Here is a 21,803-nt window from a genome sequence, read left to right on the forward strand (position 1 = left end):
CCTTAAATTAAAGATCGTTAAAATCAAAAACTATTCGGCACTGCCAGGCAAATCAAACCACAATACTTCGCTCTCTTGCTGCGCACGCATCTCTAATTGCGTCGCGGTGTCTATCTTGAGTGCATCACCAGTCTGCAACCGCTCGCCGTCAATCTCTACCTCGCCACGTGCCACATGCATATAGGCACTGCGACCCTCGCTGACTTCCAGCGGCAAACTGTGGCCAGCCTCCAGCACTGTGGCACAGAGTGTCACATCCTGATGTACTTTTAATGAACCATCCCATGCATCGGGCGAGGCGATCAGCGCCCAGCGATTCAATTTGCTTGCGACAGGAATGGTTTTTTCTTCATAGCCCGGTGCCAGATTTAACGTCGCAGGCGTGATCCATATCTGCAACAGATGCGCGGTGGTCGCATCAGAAGCATTCATCTCGCTATGGCGCACACCCGTGCCAGCCGTCATGCGTTGCACATCGCCAGCACGTATGACTGACCCGTTACCCATGCTGTCGGTATGGCGCAACTCACCCGCCAGCATATAGGTGATGATTTCCATATCCTGATGGCCATGCATGCCAAAGCCTTTGCTGGGCGCGACTTTGTCGTCATTGATAACGCGCAACACCGAAAACCCCATATGGGCCGGGTCGTAATAGCTGGAAAAAGAAAAGCTATGAAAGCTTTCCAGCCAGCCATGATTAGCGTAACCACGTGTATTTGAAGGGCGAATGTTCAACATTTATTCACTCCGTTTGAAAGATTAAATGTATGATAAAAAAACACTAACATGATTGATAGCAAAACATTTTGCATCAGTCATTCAATTTTTTTGATCAAGAACTTATGAGCATTAAACTCAGCCTGGAAGCACTGGAAGTGATCGATATGATAGACCGCAAAGGCAGCTTTGCGGCGGCGGCAGAAGCCTTGTATCGCGTGCCTTCTGCGCTGACTTACACCGTGCGCAAACTGGAAGAAGATCTAGGCATAGAGTTATTCGACCGTAGCGGTCACCGCGCAACCCTGACTCAGGCGGGTGCGGAATTACTCAAAGAAGGTCGTTATTTGCTGGACGCAGCCCAAACGCTGGAATGCAGGGTGCGCAGGATAGCGACCGGAGTGGAAACTGATATCGCCATCGCCATCAGTGACCTGTTTGATTTTGAAGCGATCTTCAACTTACTGCAAGCGTTCTACCAGCAAGGCTTTGGCACCCGCGTCAAGCTGTTGCGCGAAGTCTATGGTGGCAGTTGGGACGCCTTGCAAACCAATCGAGCGGATATCTCCATAGGTGCGCCTGGCGACTCGCCACCCGGCAACGGATTCGGCACGCACCTGCTGGGCCAGCTGGAATTTGTATTTGCCATCGCACCGCACCACCCACTGGCATCCGTGCCAGAATCATTAAACGCCAATGATATCGTGCCACATCGCGTCGTCGCCGCGGCCGACAGTTCACGCAACCTGCCACCACGTACTTCCGGCATCCTAACCGGACAAGACACGCTGACAGTGCCGGATATGCGCACCAAACTGCAGGCGCAGATTGCCGGGATCGCGATTGGCTATTTACCAAAACAAATGGCGCAAACGGCAGCCGATCAGGGCTTGCTGCTGATTAAACAAGTGGCAGAACCCAAGCCGGTCGCACCGACGTTTATTGCCTGGCGCCAGCAACGCCCTGCCGATATGGGCAAGGCCATGCAATGGCTGATCAAACACCTGTCGCAACTCACACTGGAGCAATTGCTCAGCAAATGATTTATCATTTCATCTGCATTGTCTGCTGGAAGCATCATGTCACAAGAACAACTACCTGAAGAATTTGAACCGCTTAACCGCATCGCCATCAAAGCCATGCTATGGCTGAATGGGCTGGCCCACATCATCATCGGCCTGGCACTGGCCATCTCGGTGATCATGTTCACCTGGCTATTTTTTATCGATGTCAAAGAAGCAGCCTCTACCAACACGCTGGTGCACGGCTTTTTACGGGCGCTAGGTACATTGATGCTGCTATGGTCCATCTCTGCGCTGATCTCAGCCGAGATCCGCTACCTGCGCGGCCACAAACTGCTGGTTGAAACCTTCGTCGAAGTCGTCCTCGTCATGTTCCTGCGCAAACTGATCGTGCTGCCGGTACAAGACGCCACACCGACCTACCAGGAAATCGGCATCTGGCTGGCAGGCGCCTTCACCATGAGCCTGGTATATATCCTGATCCGTCTGGCCGATAAACCCAGCAGCAAATAAACCCATGCAAGACCAAGATTACATGCGCATGGCCATTGCGCTTGCTGAAGAAGCGGCCTCGCTGGGGGAAGTCCCGGTCGGTGCAGTGGTTGTCAAAAACGGCGTAGTGATTGGTAGCGGCAAGAATGCCCCCATTAGCCTGAACGACCCCACCGCACATGCTGAAATCCAGGCCATGCGTGCAGCGGCTACACACCTGGGTAATTACCGATTAGTGGATTGCACCTTGTATGTCACGCTGGAGCCTTGCGCCATGTGCAGCGGCGCCATCCAGCATGCGCGAATTTCCCGTTTAGTCTACGGCGCCAGCGACCCAAAAACGGGGTGTTGTGGCAGTGTGATGGATTTAATGGCCGAACAAAAACTGAACCATCATTGCGCAGTTGAGCGGAGCGTGCTGGCAGAAAACTGTGGCGAGCTATTAAGTGCTTTTTTCAAACAACGGCGGCTTGAAAAAACCAAAAAATAAATAAGAGAAATAAAATGAGTACTGCGGATATTCACATCTGCAGCCAACTCACAAAAAAATAAACCCGCCATCGGCGGGTTTATTTATCACTACTTAAAGTTAATTAAGCAGTTTTACGACGGCGAACAATCGTACCGATCAGCGCCAAACCAGCCATCATCATGGCATATGTTTCAGCTTCTGGTACGGCAGTAACAGCAAAACCGCTCAAGAACATATCTTGACGAATACGGCCATTTTCGGATACAGAACCACCTTGAACAATGTGCACAGCATTTGCTGTCCAATCAATTCTGTATTGATCAGCACTGATCTTCAGCAAATACAATGCACTGTTTGGGCTGTCTTCATCAATACTCACGTCAGTACGGATAGCCACTTTGTCTGCATCATAATAAGCGCCTGTATTTGCAGTTGTTGAATTATAGACTGGTGCAGGATCACTCGGCGCAGGGTTGCCATTGGAACCATTCTGATAATAACCAGAACGTGAAGGATCACGTAAACGGTATCCATCTACCGGGGCAGAAGCGTAAATGTCAGAAGCAAATATCCAAGCCGCAGAAATAGTGCCTGTGTAATCAGCAAAACCACTACGTACGATAGAGTTGATTTCTGTAATGCCATTTACATCATTGTCTAACTGAAAATAGCTACCAATAATATATGAGTTAGTGGCGCTATCCAGCCATACTGAATCAGTGAAAATACCTACTGCAGCACTGTTGATTGGTGAATAAACAGTTGAAGTAACTGAATTTTGCAGTGTCCATGTTGATGAAATACCGGCCGTCAAATAAAACGGGTCAGTACTAGGATTGTTTGTGCTACCCCCTGTACGAGCGCCATTATCTAAAACATTAACAAAACCACCAGCATAAGCGCTAGATGTAGCTGCCAGCGCGAAAGCTGCAACAGCAAAAGATTGTTTCAAGATTGTTGCTTTCATAGTATTCTTTCCTCACAAATTAAAATTAATTAAATGGCGGGGTTGCTTATGCTCCCCGCTCCTTTTTTTTCATGGCATATAGTTTTATGCGACACCTTGATCTTTACGACGGCGTGCTGCAAAACCTACCAAGCTCAGCCCTGCAATCATCAAGGCATAACTTTCTGGCTCAGGCACTGCAGTTGCTGATGCCACGAAGCCGCTGATAAAACCGCCAACAACTGGCTGTCCCTCTTCACCAGCTTGAAAGTAGCCAATAGCTTTTGAACCCAGAGAATAGTATTGAGCATCAGTCTTTACTAAAAACAATCCACTCCAGGGATTACCTTCAGAAACACTGAAGTCACCTTTTTGACGAACTACATTTTGGTTGTAACTTACGACAGAATTAAAGCTATGGTCATCTGTAAGCGCAGCTTCATACATGCGCAAATCGTTATCGCTCGAAAATAGCCAAGCTACCTGAGGCGTGTAAGTACCCGTTGTAGAAAAGTTATAGCGATAGAGAAAGTTTGCCTCTTCATTGTTTGCAACTTGATTTAGATAGCGAGTTGCAAAAACCAGCTTACCATCAGCACTATCTTGATAAACAAAATCATAGATCGTTGCTTGTTTAGAGTTTGGAGACAAATCTACAGCGGTAGTCACTCGCCAATCCAGCAGCGTTAATGTTCCTGTGCTTTTAATGTTGGCGGGATTGTTTGGATTGCCTACGTGAGTGGCGTAATCAATTGTAGATGCAACGACAAAGCCATTCGGATTGCTGGCTTCGTATCCAGGTAAATAAGTTGCATCTTGAACCAAGAGATGAAACTGGTCAGCATTTGGGTTTTGAGCTCCACTCTTTATGCCGCCATTTACGGTACTTAAGATCGTTCCATTACCATTTGTCAATTGGACATAATTACCAGCGTAAGCCGTAGTCGCAGAAACGGTCAACAATGTTGCTAGCACCAATGATTTTAATTTCATTGCTATTTCTCCTAAATATAGTTTTTAAACTAACTTCTAATCCATGATGCATATTTGTAATAGTTTTAATGCCATCAATTTTGTTTAACGCAAACGATGTGCCATGAACCATAAAACAACAAATATTTATTTTTTCATTTCAAAGAAAAATCATCAAAATTCATTTAAAAACCATATATTTCAGATAGTTATAAAATTAAAACTGCTGCAACTTAAAACCTCATACCCTGAAAACATTCCCTCCTTAAATATAATTAACATCAAAAGAATGTGTGGGAAAAATAAATGGTGGCTTTAAACAGCCAACCGAAAAACCATCCACCACCATAAACCAGTTTGCAACGCCTTCAGCTAATCAGGTTGGTCTTTTAAACTCTGGGATTTTTTAACCTTATCCCAGCCCCAATCGAAATTTATGCCAACCCAAGCTGCTCGCGGTGCACCAGGACTAATAAAAGTAGAATTTACCCAGTTATTGTCTAAACGAACAAAGTTACCATTTGAATCCACCACTGGATTTCCACCAGAATCCAGTGGTGCACTGACTTGAAACGCACCTTGCGGACTAAATGGATTACGGCCTAGATTGCCAGCCGTCGCGTATTCTTTATTAAAAAGATTATCCAACCTGGCAAATAATGAAATACCATTATTGAAGCGATAGTTAGCACGCAAATTGAATACTGCATACCCTGAAATTTTTCCTTCACCGGTATAATCATACAAATCGCGAGTGCCGTTAACTCTCGCTCCTGCGCGCGGTACGTGATCATTATTTTCGTTACCTCTAACATACGAAAATGAGTGAGCGACCATATTCAATGTAAAATCAAATTCGGGTGTAACTAGATAGTTCCAGTTAGCCTGTACTATATGATTCGGCATCCCTGGTAATTGATCGCCCGGGGTGACATACACATAAGCTTGCCCGCAAGTCGGACATGTTCCTGCTGAGTTACTACTATTAGCATCATTGATTAATTGTGAACTACTTTGAAAAGTAGCTTTCATCCAGGTGTAATTCAAACCAAAAGTACTTTTCCCCCAAACTCCCTTTAAACCCATCTCAAGGCCTTCACGTCGAGTTTTTCCAAAATTATCGAAGACCCCTCTATTTTTTTGCCCCAGTGGTATGAATAGAATGTCATCAGTAAGGTCTGTTCTAAACGCACCAAAATTCCAATCAAAGCCCCCGACCGTCCCTCGCAAACCGGATTCATATCCCGTTGATCGTACCTGCTTTAAATATGGGTCGGCCGTTAACGAAGTCGGGATAGTGCAACCAAATTGAAAATTGTCGCTAGTCCCTTCTAACCCGGTATGGTCCTTCGCACATCCAAGCTCAATCACAGAAGGGACACGAGAGCCACGACTAACATTTCCATATACTGTTAAATTCTCTTTTGCCTCCCAAGCTGCCCCTAAAGAGGGATTAAAACTTCGATAATCGTAGTCTCCAGTAGTACATATAAACCGATTGAAATCGGTAGCTAGTTTTTTAATGTCTGCACACGCTTGATATTGAGGTAAAAAAAACTGTGGCCTGAAGTTATACATATCATTGCCACGATCAGATCTCAGCTCATTTTTCACGTTAGACCAGCTTAAGCGTGAACCGAAAGTAATATGTAAGGTTTCAGTCGGAGACCAGGTGTCGGTAAAAAAGATAGCCTTGCTTCGACTAGAGCCTGTTAAATCATTTCGGATGATGCCCGGAGCACTAGTCTGTATATAGAATTGATTATCCTGATCGGCAAACCAAGGGTCATTTGTAAAATGAAAGACATGTTTCGCATCAAGGGAGCCAAGTGATTGAGATTGCAAGAAGTCGATCTTGTTTTGATCTAAACCAGCGCCGATAGCAATTTGATGCTTATCACCCTCATACGTCATTTGCAGTGAAAATCCATCTGCATTAGACTTTAAGGAGGATTGATTAAGGATGCCGTTTAATGATATGAATCGATCATCTAACCCATCAGCGTTTGCATCTAATCCACTACTCAAAACTTGTAATCTTCTTAAGCCCTGATAAATGTCTGCACCAACAGCATTCTGATTCAAGCCTCGCCGATATCCGAGGGCAGATAGGCTTATCCTATCATTTACATACCATGTCCCAGAAACACTATAATGTTCCAATCCATTTTTAGCTTCGTCAGGTGAAGTAAATACCTGTTTGCGGTCGACTTCAGCCATTTCGATTGGTAACACTCCGTTACCAATCAGCGACGTATCCACATTTAATGCCGTCAAATTAATTTGACCTGTATCAAAACGAACTGTCGCTTTGTTAAAGAGCTGACGGACGTTACTTGGTGAATTCACACGCCAACCATCTTCGTTAAAATGCGTGTATGCAGTGAACAAAGCAACTCTGTCGCCATGTATACCATTAGAAAATTGTGTTTGTTTTCTCCCCCAATCACCAACTAGTTGTTGCGCACGTAAAAAATGATCTGAAAAACCATCCTTTGTAGTGATTGCCAATGCGCCACCTAGTGTATTTTGACCAAACATTGGGTTCGATCCGGGAATAATATTTAAAGTTGAAATGGCGTTCATAGGGATTAAATCCCAATTCACGACCTCGGCAAAAGGCTCATTGACGCGCACACCATCTAGATACACAGAAATACCCTGCGGCGTGCCGATTTGAGGAGAAGCTGTAAATCCCCGGTAATTCAAATCCTGTTGGAATGGATTACCAGTGTAGTCCGTCACATTGACTGACTGCATATTACTATTAAGAAATTCAGTCACGTTTGTCGCTTTGGACTCGGAAATTTCTTTAGCTGTTGCGCTCTGGATATTAGTGGTCGCAGTTTCCCTGTCAATCGGTAATCCTGGCAACGGCGTGATAATACGACGGCGCTTGGCCTTGATCTCGATCTCGTCCAGTTGAATCGTTGCATTTGACTCTGCCGCTTTTGTATTGTTATTTGCGGGTTCATCATTTACATCTGCAGCAATCGACACACACGAATAAGCCGCCAAAAACAACACTGACTTTAATTTATTATTTATCACTTCACTTCCCCCGTTTGGGAGAAGGAGTGCAAAAATCAAACCATGTCGGTTATATATTTTTTCTCAATAAAATCATACAGTTGAAACCTTAATACAACATTACAATCAATTAATTTGGTTGCATTAAACCAGCCTGGTTGCAAACAACCCCAAAACATAAAGTTAACGGCAAACTGGTTGTAGACATAAAAAAACCCGCCGAAGCGGGTTCTTTCAACACGATTAATTATGAACTAATCGCGATTGCCTAACAAAGCCAGCAAGATGTTTAACAGGTTAACAAACAAGTTGTACACATCCAGGTACAGGCTCAGGGTTGCCATCACATAGTTAGTCTGGCCGCCGCGTACAATCTGGTTCACATCATACAAAATATAGCCAGAGAAAATCAGTACGGATACACCTGAAATCGCCAGTGACAAAGCTGGAATCTGGAAATACATATTTGCCAGACCGGCAATAATCGCCAGGATCAATCCTATCATCAGGAATTTGCCAATGCCGCTAAAGTCACGTGCAGGCGAGGAACCGATACCAGCCAATGTCAGGAAAGTGATCCCGGTACCGGCTGCAGCCAAACCTACGATCTCAGCACCATTGCTTAAATGCAAGGCGTACTGGAGAATAGGGCCCAGCATGATGCCGAAGGCAAAGGTCATGGCCAGCAATAGCCAGACACCGATACTGCTGTTCTGGTTAACGGCGATCAGTTTGAACATACCAAACATCACTGCCAAAAAGCCAATGGCGAATATAAATGGATGGGCTGCCAAAAAGCCAAAATTCATTTGCAGGCCGACATAAGCACCAATTACGGTAGGTACCATGCTCAAGCCGAGCAAGGCGTATGTGTTACGCAACACGCGGTTCTGCGTATCGGATAAATTACCCTCACGACCTAACACTTGCATATCTGACATAATATTTTCTTCCTCTCAATAAAACGTTTTTACTTTTAACTTCAAGAACCTTTTAACTTTCACTACCTAAGATAAGGGTAATTGGACAAAGTTTCAAGTTTAATCATCACTTTTTGGTGATTTGCCAATAAATCCTAAATCTTCCAGATGGCATAGATGGCCAATGCAATCAACAGAATGCGGGTGATCTGGTAGACCGTCCTGTTCCAGCGTTTGAAGCGGCGGCGATATTGACCCACCACCCAGGCATAGTGAAACAGGCGGTTAATAACGCCGGTCTGGTCGCCCTCTTCATTGGGCGAGCTGGCGGCAGTCACGATGGTGTTGGCTAAAAAGCGGTTCACGGCTTGCGCCCAGCCATAACGCATGGGGCGCTCGATATCGCAAAACAGGATGATGCGGGTTTGATCTGTTTTGTTATAGGCTTCATGGATATAGGTTTCATCAAACATGATCGCCTGCCCATCACGCCAGCTGTAATCTTCGCCATCTACCTTGATGTAGCAGAGGTCGTTATTGGGCGTTGTTAACCCCAGGTGATAGCGCAATGAGCCTGCGTAAGGGTCACGATGCGGGTTTAAATGCGCGCCTGGTGGCAACTCGGCGAACATGGCCGCTTTGACACTGGGGATGCTTTGCAGCAAGGCCACTGTTTGCGGGCAGTAAATGCTGGCTGAAGGATGTTCTGCGTCATACCACTTCAGGTAAAAACGCTTCCAGCCGGTTTTAAAGAATGAATTAAACCCGGCGTCATTATTGTTTTTGGCAGCGGCGATGCGTTCCTGGTCACGTACATGCAGGGCTTCTTTGAGGATATCTTGCCAGCGGTCACTGATCACCTTTAATTCAGGGAACTCGCTCACTTGCACATAAGGCGTCGTCGGTGCTTTGGAGAACAGGTATAGAAAGACATTGAACGGCGACACAATACCGGAGTGATCAAATATCTGCCGGTAAAACTTATGCCGCACTTTGCCCCGAAAATGCACATAACTGACAGATGCTAAAAATACCCCTAGAACAATCCATTTCATAGTGATTACCGATGAGTAAATGCGAAAATATTGCTGATTATGAATCCTTGAGCTTACTTTATCCTGACCGGATTAGAAAGTCTTCACGCAAACAAATCTGCTTCCTTGAAACCGACCAGCGCGACTCGCTTCACTGCATCGACATACTCAGCTGACTCGCGTAACGCGATCATATCCGCCGGGTGATGCGCGCCATGCATGCGGGCTAAGCGTGCAATCGTTTGCGCAGAAATACTCCATTCCAGGTTTTCCAGCAACTCATCTGCCAGATCCGGGCGATTGCATAGCAGCACCATATCACAGCCAGCATTTAGAGCGGCCAATGTGCGCGCAGTGACATCCCCTGCCACGGTGGCGCCTTCCATACTCAAATCGTCGCTAAAAATCACGCCGTTGAATGCCAGGCGCTCACGCAACACTTTTTGTAACCAGCGCGGCGAAAAGCCGGCCGGTTTTTCATCGACTTTAGGATAAATCACATGCGCAGGCATAATCGCATGCAGGCCCTCATCTATCATCTGCCGGAATGGTTGCATATCGTTCTGCGCGATCTGGTCAAACTCGCGCTCATCGACAGGAATACTCACATGCGAATCGGCCACTACAAACCCATGACCGGGGAAATGTTTGCCAACCGCCGCCATGCCGCCTTTTTTCAGGCCTTGCATCAGGCTGAACGCCAGTTCATTGATCGCTTGCGGGTCACGGTGGAACGCACGGTCACCAATGACCAGGCTGTCGCCGTAATCCATATCCAGCACCGGCGTAAAACTGAAATCGACACCGTGTGCGCGTAACTCTGCCGCGAGGATATACCCTGCTTCAACCGCCAGCTCTTTGGCTTTACGTGGATTTTTATCCCAGATATGGCCAAATTCGCGCATGGGTGGGATCTTGGTGAACCCTTCGCGGAAGCGTTGCACGCGCCCGCCTTCATGATCCACCGCAATCAACAATGGTGGCTGGCGCACGGCATGAATACTGGCGGTGAGCGCTTTGAGCTGCTCGCCACTTTCAAAGTTACGCGCAAACAGAATCACGCCACCCACCAGCGGATGTTGCAAACGACGGATATCTTCGGCAGTTAATTCCTTGCCGACCACATCCAGCATCACGGGACCTAAAGACATAATGTTTCCTGATGTTTTCCTGTTAAAGAATCCGGTTTATTTTAATTTTAAACGATAAAGGCTGGTTACTTCTTTAGACCGCGCCGCGAATAACGGGTCTTGCTTATCCTGCGTTTTAGCATGTTTAGGCTGTGTCTCTAAGCGCTCAACCACCTCCAGCCCTGCTTCGGCAATCCAGTTGGCCAAGTCATCTGGCTTGCGCAAACCAATCAGTTCGCCTAAATCAGACATCACCAGCCAGGCCTCAGCATTAGGGTTTAAATGCGCTTTCAAGCCACTTAAATAACCTTTCAGCATTTGGCTATCAGGGTCATACACCGCCTGCTCTATGGTGGTATTGGCTTTAGCAGGTAACCATGGCGGGTTACACACGATTAAATCTGCTTTGCCTTCGGGGAATAAATCCGCCTGTACCAGCTGGATATTGGTGTGCATATTCAGCTGCTGTATGTTTTCCGCAGCACAAATCAATGCACGTTGGCTGGTATCAGTGGCAATCACCTGCTTCACGCCACGCGTGACCAATACAGCAGCAATGACACCAGTGCCGGTGCCGATATCCCACGCCACTTGCGGATTATTGAGCGGTGCCTGGTCTATCAGGTCCAGATATTCACCACGCACAGGCGAATAGACGCCGTAATGCGCGTGAATATTGGCATTGAGCGCCTGGATAGGCACCCCCTTTTTACGCCACTCATATGCGCCTACCATGCCTAGCAGTTCACGTAATGACAACACCAGCCTGGCGGGCAGTTTGTCTTTTTTCTCATCGACAATCAATGCGGCCTGGACGGCGGCTTTCACATCCGGTGCTCTTGGCAAATCACATTGGCCGTATTTGAGTTCAATCAATACTTTATTAGTGATGTTGGCACGGCCGATCTGGCGCGCACGGTGCTGGTGAAAACTTTCCAGCAAAGTGGCGGCTGGTTTGACAGGTTTGCGGTCTACACGCCGCGTAATGGCTTGCAATAGTTGTTTGGCATTTTGAAAATCACCGCGGTAAAGCAACGCAGTGCCTTCGCACGCTAGGCGATAGGCTTCGTCGGCTTTGGTGGTATCGTCAGCGATGACTACGGCTTTGGGCGGCAGGTTGCCGGCTTCTGATTGCCAGTCAGCGGCTTGTGTTTTGTTTTTTTCGTACCAGTTAATTTGGTTCAATGGGGTTCCGATAGGCAAAGTATATGGATAAAAGAATGGATGATTATCTCGCGTTAAAGTTTAAACGGGCTGAAATCAGTATGCGTGTCGTAATAATCTTCATTTTCTGCACGCTTTAGAAAAGCGACGATTTTGTAAGTGACTGGGGTAAAAGCAACTTCGACCAGCACTTTGGCGACAAATTGCGCCAACACGATTTGCGGCATCATAGCATCTGGAAACTCGCCAGAACCATAAAATGCCAGTGGGAAAAACAATATCGTATCTACCGCTTCACCAAACAGGGTAGAGCCTATGGTACGGCTCCATAACCAGCGCCCCTGGGTGAGGACCTTCATTTTGGCCAGGACGAACGAGTTGACAAACTCGCCTGCCACAAATGACACCAGTGAGGCGATGGCAATACGAGCTGTGGAACCGAATACAGACTGATAAGCAGCCTGATCGTGCCACTCTGGCGCTGGCGGCAATGCCACGATGACCCATGCCATCAGGCTGGCAAAAGCCAGGCAAATAAACCCGGTCCAGATGACGCGCCTGGAGGCGGCATAGCCATACACTTCGGTGAGGATATCGCCAAAAATAAAACTGATAGGGAAAAACATAATGCCCGCACCAAACGTCAGTGAGCCAATGAGCGGGGCATGGATCTCGGTGATTTTGCCGGGACCAATGATATTGGAGCAGACCAGCACCACGGCAAACGCCGCCATGATCAGGTCGTAATAACGATACTGTTTTCTCATCAGCGCGCTCTTTTCATGGCCTGTTCTCGCTGCGCACATCCAGTTTGTCACGCAGCACATCGCCACCCAGGTTGATCGCCAGGATCAGGCTCATCATGCACACACCAACCGTTAGTACATAATGCGGAGCCACCAGCATAAACCTGACCGCATCCCGCAACATGGCGCCCCAGGAGGCGTTTGGCGCCTGTATGCCCAGACCAAGAAAAGACAGTGACGCTTCGGCAATCATCACACTCGCCATACTGTAAGCGGCTTCGACTAATAGAATGGAAATCAATAGTGGGAAGATGTGCAGCAGCATGACGCGCAACGAGCTGGCACCCAGAGACTCGGCCGCCAGCACATGCAAGCGCTCACGCAATGCCAGCGTCTGGCCGCGTGACAAGCGCGCGTAGGTCACCCAGCCGGTGAGACACAAGGCCAGAATCAGATTATTAATGCCCGCGCCCAATACGGCGGCAAAGGCGATCGCCAGCAAAATACCGGGGAAAGCCAGAAAAATATTGGTCAGTTGCATCAGGACATGATCCCACTTACCGCCCTTGTAACCGGCAATCAAGCCGATGCTGATCCCTATCGTCATCGTCACTGCCGTGACCACCACGGTGACCAGAAAAGAAACTTCCACACCACGAATCACGCGCGCCAATATATCCCGCCCCAGGTCATCAGTGCCCAACCAGTGTTGTGCGCTGGGCCATTGCAAAATCGCCTCGAGATCGGTGTGGTTGGGGTTTGCACCTGCGATATGCGCAATGATCACGGCACACAACCAAAACGCCAGGGTAGATAATGAAAAAATCTTCATCGTGCGCCTCTGGTACGCGGGTCCAGCCAGCGATAGGCCACATCCGTCAACTGGTTGATCAGCACATAACTCAAGGCGATCACCAGCACACAGGCTTGCGTCACCGGGTAATCACGCTTTTCTATGCTATCCACCAGCAGGCGGCCTATGCCATTCCAGCTGAAAATGGTTTCTGTGATCACCGCCCCCGCCAGCAGGCTACCCATTTGGAGGCCAACAATGGTGACCATAGGCAACAGCGCTGCGCGCAGCGCGTGCCGCAATAACACCTGTCGCTCACTCAGGCCTTTGGCACGCGCAGTACGGATATAATCTTCATTCAATACTTCCAGCAGGCTGGTGCGCGTCATGCGCGTCAAAATAGCGCTCAAGCCCAGTCCCAGGGTCAGTGCCGGCAAGATGATAGCGGCAGGACTGCCCATGCCGCTGACTGGCAACCAGCCCAGCCATACGGCAAACACCAGCATCAGCACCGGCCCCAGCCAGAAAGCAGGCATGGCGGCAAGACGTATGCTGATCATGGTCACCATGACATCCTGCCAGTGCCCGGCTTTTAAAGCGGACCAGATACCCAGGGGGATCCCTATCAATAATCCGATAGCCAGTGCGCTCACTGCGAGTATCAGCGTGGCCGGATAGGCCTTCGCCAGCAATTGCGTAATCGGCATTTGTGTATGGATGGAAACGCCGAAATCGCCTTTGGTCAAATTGAAGACATACTGCCCGAATTGCACATGCAGTGGCTGATCCAACCCAAGCTGGGCCTTTAACATCAGCCGGTCTGCCGTGCTGGCAGATTCGCCCAGCATCACATCGACCGGGTCGCCCGGCACCATATGTAACAAGGCAAAGGTTAGGCAAAGCACCCCGACAATGACTGGTAGCAATGTACTGATGCGCTTAATTATCCGCTCCGGCGCTATCGCTATTGGCCTGGTTAGGACTAGTGCGGCTTTCGCTAATCAGGCTTTTTACGGTTTGATCACCCACTGCCTGATGCCCGACCTCTTGGACATTGGAGCCCTGATCAAGGATATTCACCGTCGTCCCTATCGGCACCTGGTCAAACAAGGCGATTAAATCCGCATTGCGCATACGCACACATCCATGCGAGCCAGGTGCACCAAACTCGGTGGCCTCTGGCGAACCATGAATATAGATGTAACGCTGCATGGTATCGACATTGCCCAGCCGGTTCTTACCCGGTTCCGTGCCACTCAACCAGAGAATACGGGTTAATATCCAGTCCCGCTCAGGAAACTGCGTTTTCAGGTCTGGGGCAAAAATCTCGCCAGTGGGTCGACGGCCCACAAAAACGGTATTTTCTGGCGCATCGGCACCGATCTTGGCGCGGATGATATGCGTGCCTAATGGCGTACAACCACTGTCTTTGACGCAGCCGACGCCATTGGCGGCAGTGGATACCGCATAACGGCTGACTTGCGTGCCTTTGTCGTCAAACAAGGTCAGTGATTGTTCAGGAATAGATATTTCTATATGCATAAACATTATTCTAAGCGATTTGCGCCCGATTAGATTCACAATCAGGCATGAGGCGCGGATTTCATGCCAGACTGCGGCGCGCCATGAATGTAGAAACGAAACACTCACACGGACAATGGAACGCAATGACGTGCAAAAAGCACAGCATGCAAAACCGGCATATAGGATGACGGCTATTAAACAACATCCCCTCCAGCTCACGCAGACACTTTCCCCGTGTTTACATTACAATCACAGCCATTCTATTTTGCCGGGTATTCATCATGCCGCATCACGAAATGCATTTTTTACAACGCAGTGGCTGGCTCAGGGCTTCTGTATTAGGCGCTAACGACGGCATTATTTCTACCGCGAGTTTGCTGATGGGCGTGGCAGCTGCCGGTACTGACAACAGCGCGCTACTGGTGACAGGGGTTGCCGGACTGGTGGCAGGCGCGCTTTCGATGGCCACCGGGGAATACGTGTCGGTCAGTTCACAAATGGATATCGAACAAGCCGACCTCGCACGTGAAGCCAGGGAACTGCAGGATAATCCGGACAGCGAGTTGCGTGAACTGACGGGTATCTATGTACAGCGCGGATTATCGCCAGCATTGGCACAGCAGGTCGCCCAGGCTTTGTCCCATCATGATTCACTGGCAGCGCATGCCCGTGATGAACTGGGCTTGCATGAGTTGAACCAGGCGAACCCCTTGCATGCAGCACTGGCTTCGGCACTCGCGTTTGCCAGTGGCGCCGCCCTGCCTTTGCTCACCGCCTGGCTCGCTCCTCACGCACAGGTACAAACCTGGCTGATTGTCAGCACCCTGCCCTTTTTAGGCTTATTGGGTGCAGTGGCGGCAAATGCAGGCGGAGCCAGCGTGTGGAAAGGCGTTAGCCGTATCGTACTCTGGGGCGCACTTGCCATGGCCGCGACTGCACTGATAGGCCACTGGTTTGGCGTGCATGCCTAGCGCTGATTCGATTTTCAGCGCTAATTAGACTTACTGTTGCGTAGGCTGGAAAACAATACTCGCCAGGCCATCCCAATTACCATCCGGCATAGGCTGGTAGGATTTCACGCTACTTTGGTAGGCCGCAAACTGCCCCTCATACCAGAGCGGGATATACGGTAATTGTTCATGGATACGGCGGGTGACTGCCGGCCAGTCCTCGTTCTTGAGCAAGGCATCCAGCGCGGCATCTCGGTAACCGCCACGATTGAATCCGGCAGGTGGCATGCTGCCTGAGCCAAATACCTTGCTGTAGATTTCAGGTGTTTTGATGCCGACCCAGGTCAGCCCGGACATCTGGAAATTACCTTTTTGCACATCGGCAAAAAAAGTGCCCCAATCCAGGCTCTTGATTTGCAGATCAATGCCCGCGGCCTGCATCTGTGATTGCAAAATAGTGGCTAATCGCACGCGCTGCGGGTCGGTACTGGTTTTATAGACCAGCGTTAATGGCAATTTCACACCAGCGGATTGCAGTAATTGCCGCGCCAGCGCAGGTTGATAACCATAAGCCTGTAAGGCGGGGTTGCCCGCATAGTGCTCGGGCGGCAAAATGGCATTGGCCTGGCGGCTGTGGCTGACCATCACTTTATCGATAATCGCCTGCGTATCGATCGCATGCGCAATGGCGCGCCTGACCCTGACATCGCGCAAGAACTCCGCCTGCACGTTCAAGCCTAGATAAGAGTAATTGGCGCCGACCACGGTTTGCACCGTGATATCGGATTGTTTTTGCAGGTATTTGATGAGTTCTGGCGGCAGATCCCCCTGGATCAGATCTACCTCGCCACGCTGAAGTTTCAGCACGCGCACGTTTGGGTCTTTGACTTCACTGAAGCGGATTTTGAGTCCGTCACTGAGTCTGATTAATTGCAATTCACTGTCCCAGCGGTCAAGTTTGAATGCGCCACTGCCCAGCGGCGTATGCCCGAAATCATGTCCAGCGGCGATCTTGTCTGCTGGCAAAATACCAATGATCAGCCGCGCGGCAAAATGCGGGTCCGGGCGGCTCAGTTCAAACGCTATGGTCTGCGTATCCGGCGTAGTGATGTTTTTTATATGCTTGAATTCAGCCGTGTGCGGCGAGTTTTTGAGTGCTAGCAGGCTTTCATAAGTTGCTTTCACATCGGCGGCGGTCAGGGGCTTGCCATCATGAAAACTGGCGGTGGGTTGTTGCAGATGAAAGCGGTAGTGCTGCGGATCCTGCATTTGCCACGCGGCCAGCCCTGGCACTTCACGCGAGGCAGCATCAAACTCAACCAGCCGCTGGTACAACAGGTGATTGATACGTTCAGAAGCGGCATCTGTGGCAAATCTCGGGTCCAGGTTCACCGGTGCCTGTGCTACCGCAAATACCAAAGCACGTGGCTCGCTGTCTGGCTGACAGCCGGACAATGCAAGCATGAGTACCAGCTGCCAGCCGACGACGACTTTCTTCAACGACACGTCAGGCTCTTTCAAACAGCGCGATGGATTCTACATGCGCGGTATGCGGAAACATATTCAACACGCCTGCGGCTTTCAACTGATAGCCTTTGGACTGCGTCAGGATGGCGACATCGCGTGCCAGGGTGGAAGGGTTGCATGAGACGTAGACGATACGTTTTGGTGCGCCCTCACCATCATCCGGCAGTGACTTGATCAACTCCATCGCGCCATCGCGTGGCGGATCGATCAGCCATTTGTCAAAATAGCCCAGGCCTTGCAACAATTCCGGCGTCATATCAAACAGGTCTGATTCAGCGAATTCCACATTGTCGATGTGATTCAAATTTGCATTCTCAATCGCACGTTTTACCAGTGCCTGCGCACCTTCCACACCATAGACTTGCGCGCCGCTACGGGCGATCGGCAAAGTAAAGTTACCCAGCCCACAGAAAAAGTCGGCAATGCGCTCACCTGCCTGCGGTTGTAACAACTGCATGGCGCGGCGAATCATAACCCGGTTGATGCCAGGGTTGACCTGGGTGAACTCTATCGGGCTGAACGGGTATTCCAGATTGTATTCCGGCAAGCTGTAATGCAGGCGGTCGCTATGCCCGAACAAAGGCTTGGCGGTGTCCGGCCCCTTGGTCTGTGTCCAGAATTGCACGCTGTGTGCTGCTTCAAACGCTTGCAATAATGGCAGGTCACGTTCTTCCAACGCTTCAAGGATACGTAGCAACAACACCGTTGCATCTTCACCCACCGCCAGTTCAATCTGCGGCAATGATTGCTTCACACTTAACTGGACTATGAGTGCTTTGAGCGGCACGATCAGGTCAGAAATCGCTTTAGGCAGTACCTGGCAGCTATCCATAAAGGTCACAAAACTGGTGCCTTTTTCATTAAAGCCAACCAGCACACCGCCTTTTTTCTCGACATATTTAACGCGCAGACGCGCTTTATGACGATATTGCCAGGGCGTGCCCTGTATCGGCGGCAGCATTTTCTCAGGTTTGATACGGCCTATATGCCACAAATCGGCTTCCAGCAGGCGTTGCTTGGCAGCCACCTGCGCAGAAAACTCCAGATGCTGCATAGCGCAACCGCCACAGGTACCAAAATAGCTACAGCCTGGGGTGACGCGCTGGCTGGATGATTTCAATACTTCCAGCGTCGCCGCCACTTCATAAGTAGGCTTTGAATAGTGCGTGGCAAATCGCACCTGCTCAAACGGCAGGGCCCCTTCAATAAAAACCACTTTGCCATCGACATGGGCGACGCCGCGGCCTTCCTGGTCCAGGGATTCGATGACAGCGATGCGGGGAGTTTGTTTCGCCATGGACGCTGGCGACAGGCGGGTTCTTTGACGGTTGCTTCTCATAGCTATTATTTTACCTGAATTGGGCTTACAATCCCTCAACAAGCACTGCAAAATAAGGGAGACCATATGTTAAAACAATGGAGTCTGAGTATTGCACTGGTGATGGCACTCTTTACATCGCCAGTCTGCCTGGCAGACGAGATCGCCATTCAGCAGGATGCACAGGGTGTGAATTATGTGACTGGCGGCATAGGCTCAGAAGAAGTCGAAGCGCTGGAATCATTCAAAAAACAATTCAATTTATATTTTCTGTTTTCTGAAGGCAAAATCGGCCGCTTGGTGGATGACGTTAATATCAGTATCCTTGATGCCAAGAAACAGACGGTGTTCAGCCTGGAACACGCAGCCCCAAGATTATTACTCAGCTTACCAAGTGGCAAATATACGGTGATTGCCAGTTACCAAGGCAACTCTCAGCGTTACACGCTCAACGCGAATGCTAAAAAGCATCAGCGCGTGATACTCAACTGGAAGAACGCCACCCTCGATGAGGATTCACGGGAAGAAAACAGGCAGGATGACGTCACGCCTGACGAGATTAACAATGACACCAGGGCCGCATTACCGGGCAGCAGTTGATAGATTAGCTACCTGGGGCCCAAGCCGCTAAAAACTGTTTCCAGTGCGTGCCAGCGTATCCGGCCAATGTTTCACGCACCAGTTGAATTTCTTCTGCGTAAACCGCATCAGTTAAATGGCCGCGCATTTTCAAGAAACGTAAATAAACCAGATGCGTATTGGCAACATCAGTTTCACAATAATCGCGGATGGCTTTAATTTCGCCGTCTAAATACGCCTGCCACACCTTGCTGCCATCCATACCCAGCTTGCCGGGAAAGCCGCACAACTGGGCCATCTGATCCAGTGGCGCATTGGCGCGGCCGGTATACATGGCCAGCACATCCATCAGATCCAGATGCCGCGTGTGATAGCGGCTGATGTAGTTATTCCACTTAAAATCTTTGTCATCTTCACCCAGGTCCCAGTAGCGTGGCGCGGCAATGCCGTGCACCATCGCGCGGTAATGTAATACCGGCAAATCAAAGCCGCCACCATTCCAGCTCACCAGGTTGGGTGTGTATTTCTCGATCCCATCAAAAAAGCGCTGGATGATTTCTGCTTCGCTTGAAGCTTCATCCCCTAAAGTCCATACCCGGAACTGGTTGCCTTCACGCATGGCACAAGAGATTGCACACACGCGTTGTAAATGGTGCGGTAAAAAATCCGTGCCATTTAGCTGGCGGCGCTGGTGAAAAGCGACATTGGCGACGTCAGCGTCGCTCAAACTGGAAGGCAGGTCGTGCAATTGACGAATGCCGTCAACATCGGGAATGGTTTCGATATCAAATACAAGGCTGCGAAGCATGAGCGCCACAATCCGGCAGGATTGCCCACAAAAATAATATGGTCGTAACCATAGCACAGGCGGTGGCGACCTCACCAGCCGAAAATACGCATCTTCGGGCTGCTCGCTATAGAAATATAATCATCGCCACCCACTTACTCGGAAGCATACACGCCCCGAACAAGTGAAGCAGCGCTTAAACCTCAGGCAATTTCCAGTTGCAGAATGTCCTGCTGATTATTTTCGTGCAGCCATTCTGTCGGCGCTTTGTGCAAGCGGACAGGCGCTTTCATCTCATCACCTTCAAACGTCAGGATGGCATAGCTGATATCTTCTGGTGCTTCGATCGGGGTGAATTTGCCAAAGCCAAAATCAGCATTGCGCATGACTTGCCATGCGCCCACAGGTTCGGTATATTCGGGTTTGGAGAAATAATGTGCGATTTGCCTGTCGGTCGCTGTTTTCAACGCGCAATCATTTTCACGCGACAACACAGACCATCGATAATCCAGGCCATCGGCAATCGGCTGTAACTGCAAGATATACCAGTGCAGATTTTCACGCACCAGTTGTATCAGGGAACGGACGCGGCCGGTCTGCTGATTCAGGATATAGTAAATGCCTGAATCCTCCTGCCGGATGGTTTGGCCCAGACGAGGTAGAACGAAAAGATTATTTGCCACAACAAACTCCTTCCATCGCAATATGCACTTTATTTGCATGCAATGACCATGCCTGAAATTGAAAGCCGGGCTTTTTACTGCTTTGTTTTTCGATTTACCAGAGCAATCAAAAAGTCACAGACAGGGTCTATATTTCACGGTCCATTGGCAATTACTGAATAATGCTTTTCTATACAAGGCCTTAGCTGTTATTTTTTCAGCCACTGCCCGTCACGCTGCACCAGCCAGCCAGGTTGCGCACGGTCTATCCAGCGCTGGGCAAAAGTACGTTGTATCTCGCCTTCCCACTCGGGGTGACCATTTGCGGCAGCGATGCCTTGATACAAGCGTGAGCGGTCTGCATTTTCGTCTTTGACCAGTGCCGCCAGCGCACTACGTTGGGACAGCGGCACCAAACCAGCGTCTTTTACCGCGACAAATCCGTCAGCAGTCAAACCGACCGCACCTGATTGGTAATGCGGCGCCAGCAGTTGGTGGCGGCTTTGCATGCTGGCTTTCACCGCGGCAACCGCCGGTGTATTTACATCCAGGTCGGCTGCGGCTTGTACTTGTGCTGTGAACAAACCCAACACAAGTACGCTGAATAGCACCTTGCTAAAGGTGTGATAGCCCTGACGCTGAAATAGTTGCACTTGTAGCAGCCATTGGCGGATTGTTGTGGTGATGATATTCATGGGGCAGACTCCTGATGAACGGCCGGGGCGACAGCGGGTGTGGCTGCAGGCGCCAGGCTTGGGCCGAATGATGAGTTAGGTGTAGGGGCCGGCGTTTGCCCGGCAGGCGTTTGCCAGATTTCGTCAATGACCTTATCCGCCGCCTTTTCCGCTGCCGCCGCCGGGAAATAGATATTGATAGTGACGCACGCAGTCAGCACAGTGGCGGCAGCCATCGTCACGCTGGTGGCTAGCCATGGCATATGCAGCCATCGCATATATTGTTTACCCATCGCAAAATTCAATCTGCTTCCTTTCCTATCATCTATTGCCGCTTTTGA

Annotated in this window: 22 protein-coding genes and 1 pseudogene; 5 read left to right on the forward strand and 18 right to left on the reverse strand. The window is 49.5% G+C overall.

Translation table 11 applies throughout. The features are described from left to right. Positions 1-30 precede the first annotated feature (30 nt). Positions 31-741, reverse strand: a complete 711-nt coding sequence (locus ACTS9Y_RS15820; RefSeq protein ID WP_442586852.1) for a pirin family protein — start codon at positions 739-741, stop codon at positions 31-33. A gap of 104 nt (positions 742-845) precedes the next feature. Between ACTS9Y_RS15820 and ACTS9Y_RS15825 the strand changes: the two genes are divergently transcribed. Genes ACTS9Y_RS15825 through tadA form a run of 3 tightly spaced genes read left to right on the forward strand, consistent with a single transcriptional unit; the run spans position 846 to position 2,724 of the window. Then, positions 846-1,763: a LysR family transcriptional regulator gene (locus tag ACTS9Y_RS15825; RefSeq protein WP_442586853.1), complete on the forward strand. Its 918-nt coding sequence runs from the start codon at positions 846-848 to the stop codon at positions 1,761-1,763. A gap of 36 nt (positions 1,764-1,799) precedes the next feature. Beyond that, positions 1,800-2,255: a phosphate-starvation-inducible PsiE family protein gene (locus tag ACTS9Y_RS15830; RefSeq protein WP_442586854.1), complete on the forward strand. Its 456-nt coding sequence runs from the start codon at positions 1,800-1,802 to the stop codon at positions 2,253-2,255. Between the two features lie 4 nt (positions 2,256-2,259). Continuing rightward, the gene (tadA, locus tag ACTS9Y_RS15835) at positions 2,260-2,724 is read left to right on the forward strand and encodes a tRNA adenosine(34) deaminase TadA (RefSeq protein ID WP_442586855.1); all 465 of its coding nucleotides are present in this window, start codon (positions 2,260-2,262) and stop codon (positions 2,722-2,724) included. Between the two features lie 103 nt (positions 2,725-2,827). On the opposite strand, the gene ACTS9Y_RS15840 is transcribed toward tadA, so the two are convergent. The 11 genes and pseudogenes from ACTS9Y_RS15840 to ACTS9Y_RS15890 all read right to left on the reverse strand — a co-directional run. Continuing rightward, positions 2,828-3,673 carry a PEP-CTERM sorting domain-containing protein gene (locus tag ACTS9Y_RS15840; protein WP_442586856.1) on the reverse strand — a complete coding sequence of 282 codons (846 nt, stop codon included), beginning with the start codon at positions 3,671-3,673 and terminating at the stop codon, positions 2,828-2,830. An 84-nt stretch (positions 3,674-3,757) separates the two neighbouring features. Continuing rightward, positions 3,758-4,645: a PEP-CTERM sorting domain-containing protein gene (locus ACTS9Y_RS15845; RefSeq protein ID WP_442586857.1), complete on the reverse strand. Its 888-nt coding sequence runs from the start codon at positions 4,643-4,645 to the stop codon at positions 3,758-3,760. A gap of 351 nt (positions 4,646-4,996) precedes the next feature. Further along, on the reverse strand, positions 4,997-7,675 hold the full coding sequence (locus ACTS9Y_RS15850) for a TonB-dependent receptor (RefSeq protein WP_442586858.1): 2,679 nt from the start codon (positions 7,673-7,675) through the stop codon (positions 4,997-4,999). 233 nt (positions 7,676-7,908) lie between these two features. Next, entirely contained in the window at positions 7,909-8,595 is a 687-nt protein-coding gene (locus tag ACTS9Y_RS15855; protein ID WP_442586859.1) for a Bax inhibitor-1 family protein, read from the reverse strand. 134 nt (positions 8,596-8,729) lie between these two features. After that, positions 8,730-9,629 (reverse strand): aspartyl/asparaginyl beta-hydroxylase domain-containing protein, encoded by a 900-nt coding sequence (locus ACTS9Y_RS15860; protein WP_442586860.1) that lies wholly within the window; start codon positions 9,627-9,629, stop codon positions 8,730-8,732. Positions 9,630-9,712: 83 nt separating this feature from the next. Continuing rightward, complete coding sequence (gene nagZ / locus ACTS9Y_RS15865; RefSeq protein WP_442586861.1) at positions 9,713-10,759, reverse strand: beta-N-acetylhexosaminidase; 1,047 nt, start codon at positions 10,757-10,759, stop codon at positions 9,713-9,715. A 36-nt stretch (positions 10,760-10,795) separates the two neighbouring features. After that, positions 10,796-11,923 (reverse strand): methyltransferase, encoded by a 1,128-nt coding sequence (locus tag ACTS9Y_RS15870; RefSeq protein ID WP_442586862.1) that lies wholly within the window; start codon positions 11,921-11,923, stop codon positions 10,796-10,798. Positions 11,924-11,976: 53 nt separating this feature from the next. Then, the gene (locus ACTS9Y_RS15875) at positions 11,977-12,669 is read right to left on the reverse strand and encodes a queuosine precursor transporter (protein WP_442586863.1); all 693 of its coding nucleotides are present in this window, start codon (positions 12,667-12,669) and stop codon (positions 11,977-11,979) included. A gap of 13 nt (positions 12,670-12,682) precedes the next feature. Beyond that, positions 12,683-13,480: an ABC transporter permease gene (locus ACTS9Y_RS15880; protein ID WP_442586864.1), complete on the reverse strand. Its 798-nt coding sequence runs from the start codon at positions 13,478-13,480 to the stop codon at positions 12,683-12,685. Beyond that, positions 13,477-14,388, reverse strand: coding sequence for a nickel ABC transporter permease (gene nikB / locus ACTS9Y_RS15885; protein WP_442586975.1), 912 nt, complete (start codon positions 14,386-14,388; stop codon positions 13,477-13,479). Before nikB ends, ACTS9Y_RS15880 begins: the two co-directional genes overlap by 4 nt. Before the next feature lie 118 nt (positions 14,389-14,506). Continuing rightward, positions 14,507-14,983, reverse strand: a pseudogene (locus tag ACTS9Y_RS15890) (L,D-transpeptidase family protein); the annotation flags it as partial. 263 nt (positions 14,984-15,246) lie between these two features. Here ACTS9Y_RS15890 and ACTS9Y_RS15895 point away from each other — a divergent pair. Further along, entirely contained in the window at positions 15,247-15,936 is a 690-nt protein-coding gene (locus ACTS9Y_RS15895; RefSeq protein WP_442586865.1) for a VIT1/CCC1 transporter family protein, read from the forward strand. Between the two features lie 30 nt (positions 15,937-15,966). Here ACTS9Y_RS15895 and ACTS9Y_RS15900 read toward each other — a convergent pair whose 3' ends face one another. Continuing rightward, complete coding sequence (locus ACTS9Y_RS15900; RefSeq protein ID WP_442586976.1) at positions 15,967-17,379, reverse strand: ABC transporter substrate-binding protein; 1,413 nt, start codon at positions 17,377-17,379, stop codon at positions 15,967-15,969. 43 nt (positions 17,380-17,422) lie between these two features. After that, positions 17,423-18,739, reverse strand: coding sequence for a 23S rRNA (uracil(1939)-C(5))-methyltransferase RlmD (gene rlmD, locus ACTS9Y_RS15905; protein WP_442586866.1), 1,317 nt, complete (start codon positions 18,737-18,739; stop codon positions 17,423-17,425). A 108-nt stretch (positions 18,740-18,847) separates the two neighbouring features. On the opposite strand from rlmD, the gene ACTS9Y_RS15910 reads away from it, so the two are divergent. Further along, on the forward strand, positions 18,848-19,360 hold the full coding sequence (locus ACTS9Y_RS15910) for a hypothetical protein (RefSeq protein ID WP_442586867.1): 513 nt from the start codon (positions 18,848-18,850) through the stop codon (positions 19,358-19,360). Positions 19,361-19,364: 4 nt separating this feature from the next. Here ACTS9Y_RS15910 and ACTS9Y_RS15915 read toward each other — a convergent pair whose 3' ends face one another. The 4 genes from ACTS9Y_RS15915 to ACTS9Y_RS15930 all read right to left on the reverse strand — a co-directional run bounded on the left by ACTS9Y_RS15915 (position 19,365) and on the right by ACTS9Y_RS15930 (position 21,755). Continuing rightward, the gene (locus tag ACTS9Y_RS15915) at positions 19,365-20,147 is read right to left on the reverse strand and encodes a 3'-5' exonuclease (protein WP_442586868.1); all 783 of its coding nucleotides are present in this window, start codon (positions 20,145-20,147) and stop codon (positions 19,365-19,367) included. 182 nt (positions 20,148-20,329) lie between these two features. Then, positions 20,330-20,809: a hypothetical protein gene (locus tag ACTS9Y_RS15920; protein ID WP_442586869.1), complete on the reverse strand. Its 480-nt coding sequence runs from the start codon at positions 20,807-20,809 to the stop codon at positions 20,330-20,332. A 188-nt stretch (positions 20,810-20,997) separates the two neighbouring features. Continuing rightward, positions 20,998-21,483 carry a YdbL family protein gene (locus tag ACTS9Y_RS15925; RefSeq protein WP_442586870.1) on the reverse strand — a complete coding sequence of 162 codons (486 nt, stop codon included), beginning with the start codon at positions 21,481-21,483 and terminating at the stop codon, positions 20,998-21,000. Beyond that, entirely contained in the window at positions 21,480-21,755 is a 276-nt protein-coding gene (locus ACTS9Y_RS15930) for a hypothetical protein (protein WP_442586871.1), read from the reverse strand. Before ACTS9Y_RS15930 ends, ACTS9Y_RS15925 begins: the two co-directional genes overlap by 4 nt. Between the last annotated feature and the right edge of the window lie 48 nt (positions 21,756-21,803).

It is taken from the genome of Methylophilus sp., assembly GCF_052173275.1.
In the GTDB taxonomy this organism is placed as follows: domain Bacteria; phylum Pseudomonadota; class Gammaproteobacteria; order Burkholderiales; family Methylophilaceae; genus Methylophilus.

Bases quoted from the DNA above. Each gene is read 5' to 3' on its own strand.
- ACTS9Y_RS15820 (WP_442586852.1), bottom strand. From the start codon at position 741: ATGTTGAACATTCGCCCTTCAAATACACGTGGTTACGCTAATCATGGC.
- ACTS9Y_RS15825 (WP_442586853.1), top strand. From the start codon at position 846: ATGAGCATTAAACTCAGCCTGGAAGCACTGGAAGTGATCGATATGATA.
- ACTS9Y_RS15830 (WP_442586854.1), top strand. From the start codon at position 1,800: ATGTCACAAGAACAACTACCTGAAGAATTTGAACCGCTTAACCGCATC.
- tadA (WP_442586855.1), top strand. From the start codon at position 2,260: ATGCAAGACCAAGATTACATGCGCATGGCCATTGCGCTTGCTGAAGAA.
- ACTS9Y_RS15840 (WP_442586856.1), bottom strand. From the start codon at position 3,673: ATGAAAGCAACAATCTTGAAACAATCTTTTGCTGTTGCAGCTTTCGCG.
- ACTS9Y_RS15845 (WP_442586857.1), bottom strand. From the start codon at position 4,645: ATGAAATTAAAATCATTGGTGCTAGCAACATTGTTGACCGTTTCTGCG.
- ACTS9Y_RS15855 (WP_442586859.1), bottom strand. From the start codon at position 8,595: ATGTCAGATATGCAAGTGTTAGGTCGTGAGGGTAATTTATCCGATACG.
- ACTS9Y_RS15860 (WP_442586860.1), bottom strand. From the start codon at position 9,629: ATGAAATGGATTGTTCTAGGGGTATTTTTAGCATCTGTCAGTTATGTG.
- nagZ (WP_442586861.1), bottom strand. From the start codon at position 10,759: ATGTCTTTAGGTCCCGTGATGCTGGATGTGGTCGGCAAGGAATTAACT.
- ACTS9Y_RS15875 (WP_442586863.1), bottom strand. From the start codon at position 12,669: ATGAGAAAACAGTATCGTTATTACGACCTGATCATGGCGGCGTTTGCC.
- ACTS9Y_RS15880 (WP_442586864.1), bottom strand. From the start codon at position 13,480: ATGAAGATTTTTTCATTATCTACCCTGGCGTTTTGGTTGTGTGCCGTG.
- ACTS9Y_RS15895 (WP_442586865.1), top strand. From the start codon at position 15,247: ATGCCGCATCACGAAATGCATTTTTTACAACGCAGTGGCTGGCTCAGG.
- ACTS9Y_RS15900 (WP_442586976.1), bottom strand. From the start codon at position 17,379: ATGCTTGCATTGTCCGGCTGTCAGCCAGACAGCGAGCCACGTGCTTTG.
- rlmD (WP_442586866.1), bottom strand. From the start codon at position 18,739: ATGGCGAAACAAACTCCCCGCATCGCTGTCATCGAATCCCTGGACCAG.
- ACTS9Y_RS15910 (WP_442586867.1), top strand. From the start codon at position 18,848: ATGTTAAAACAATGGAGTCTGAGTATTGCACTGGTGATGGCACTCTTT.
- ACTS9Y_RS15915 (WP_442586868.1), bottom strand. From the start codon at position 20,147: ATGCTTCGCAGCCTTGTATTTGATATCGAAACCATTCCCGATGTTGAC.
- ACTS9Y_RS15925 (WP_442586870.1), bottom strand. From the start codon at position 21,483: ATGAATATCATCACCACAACAATCCGCCAATGGCTGCTACAAGTGCAA.
- ACTS9Y_RS15930 (WP_442586871.1), bottom strand. From the start codon at position 21,755: ATGGGTAAACAATATATGCGATGGCTGCATATGCCATGGCTAGCCACC.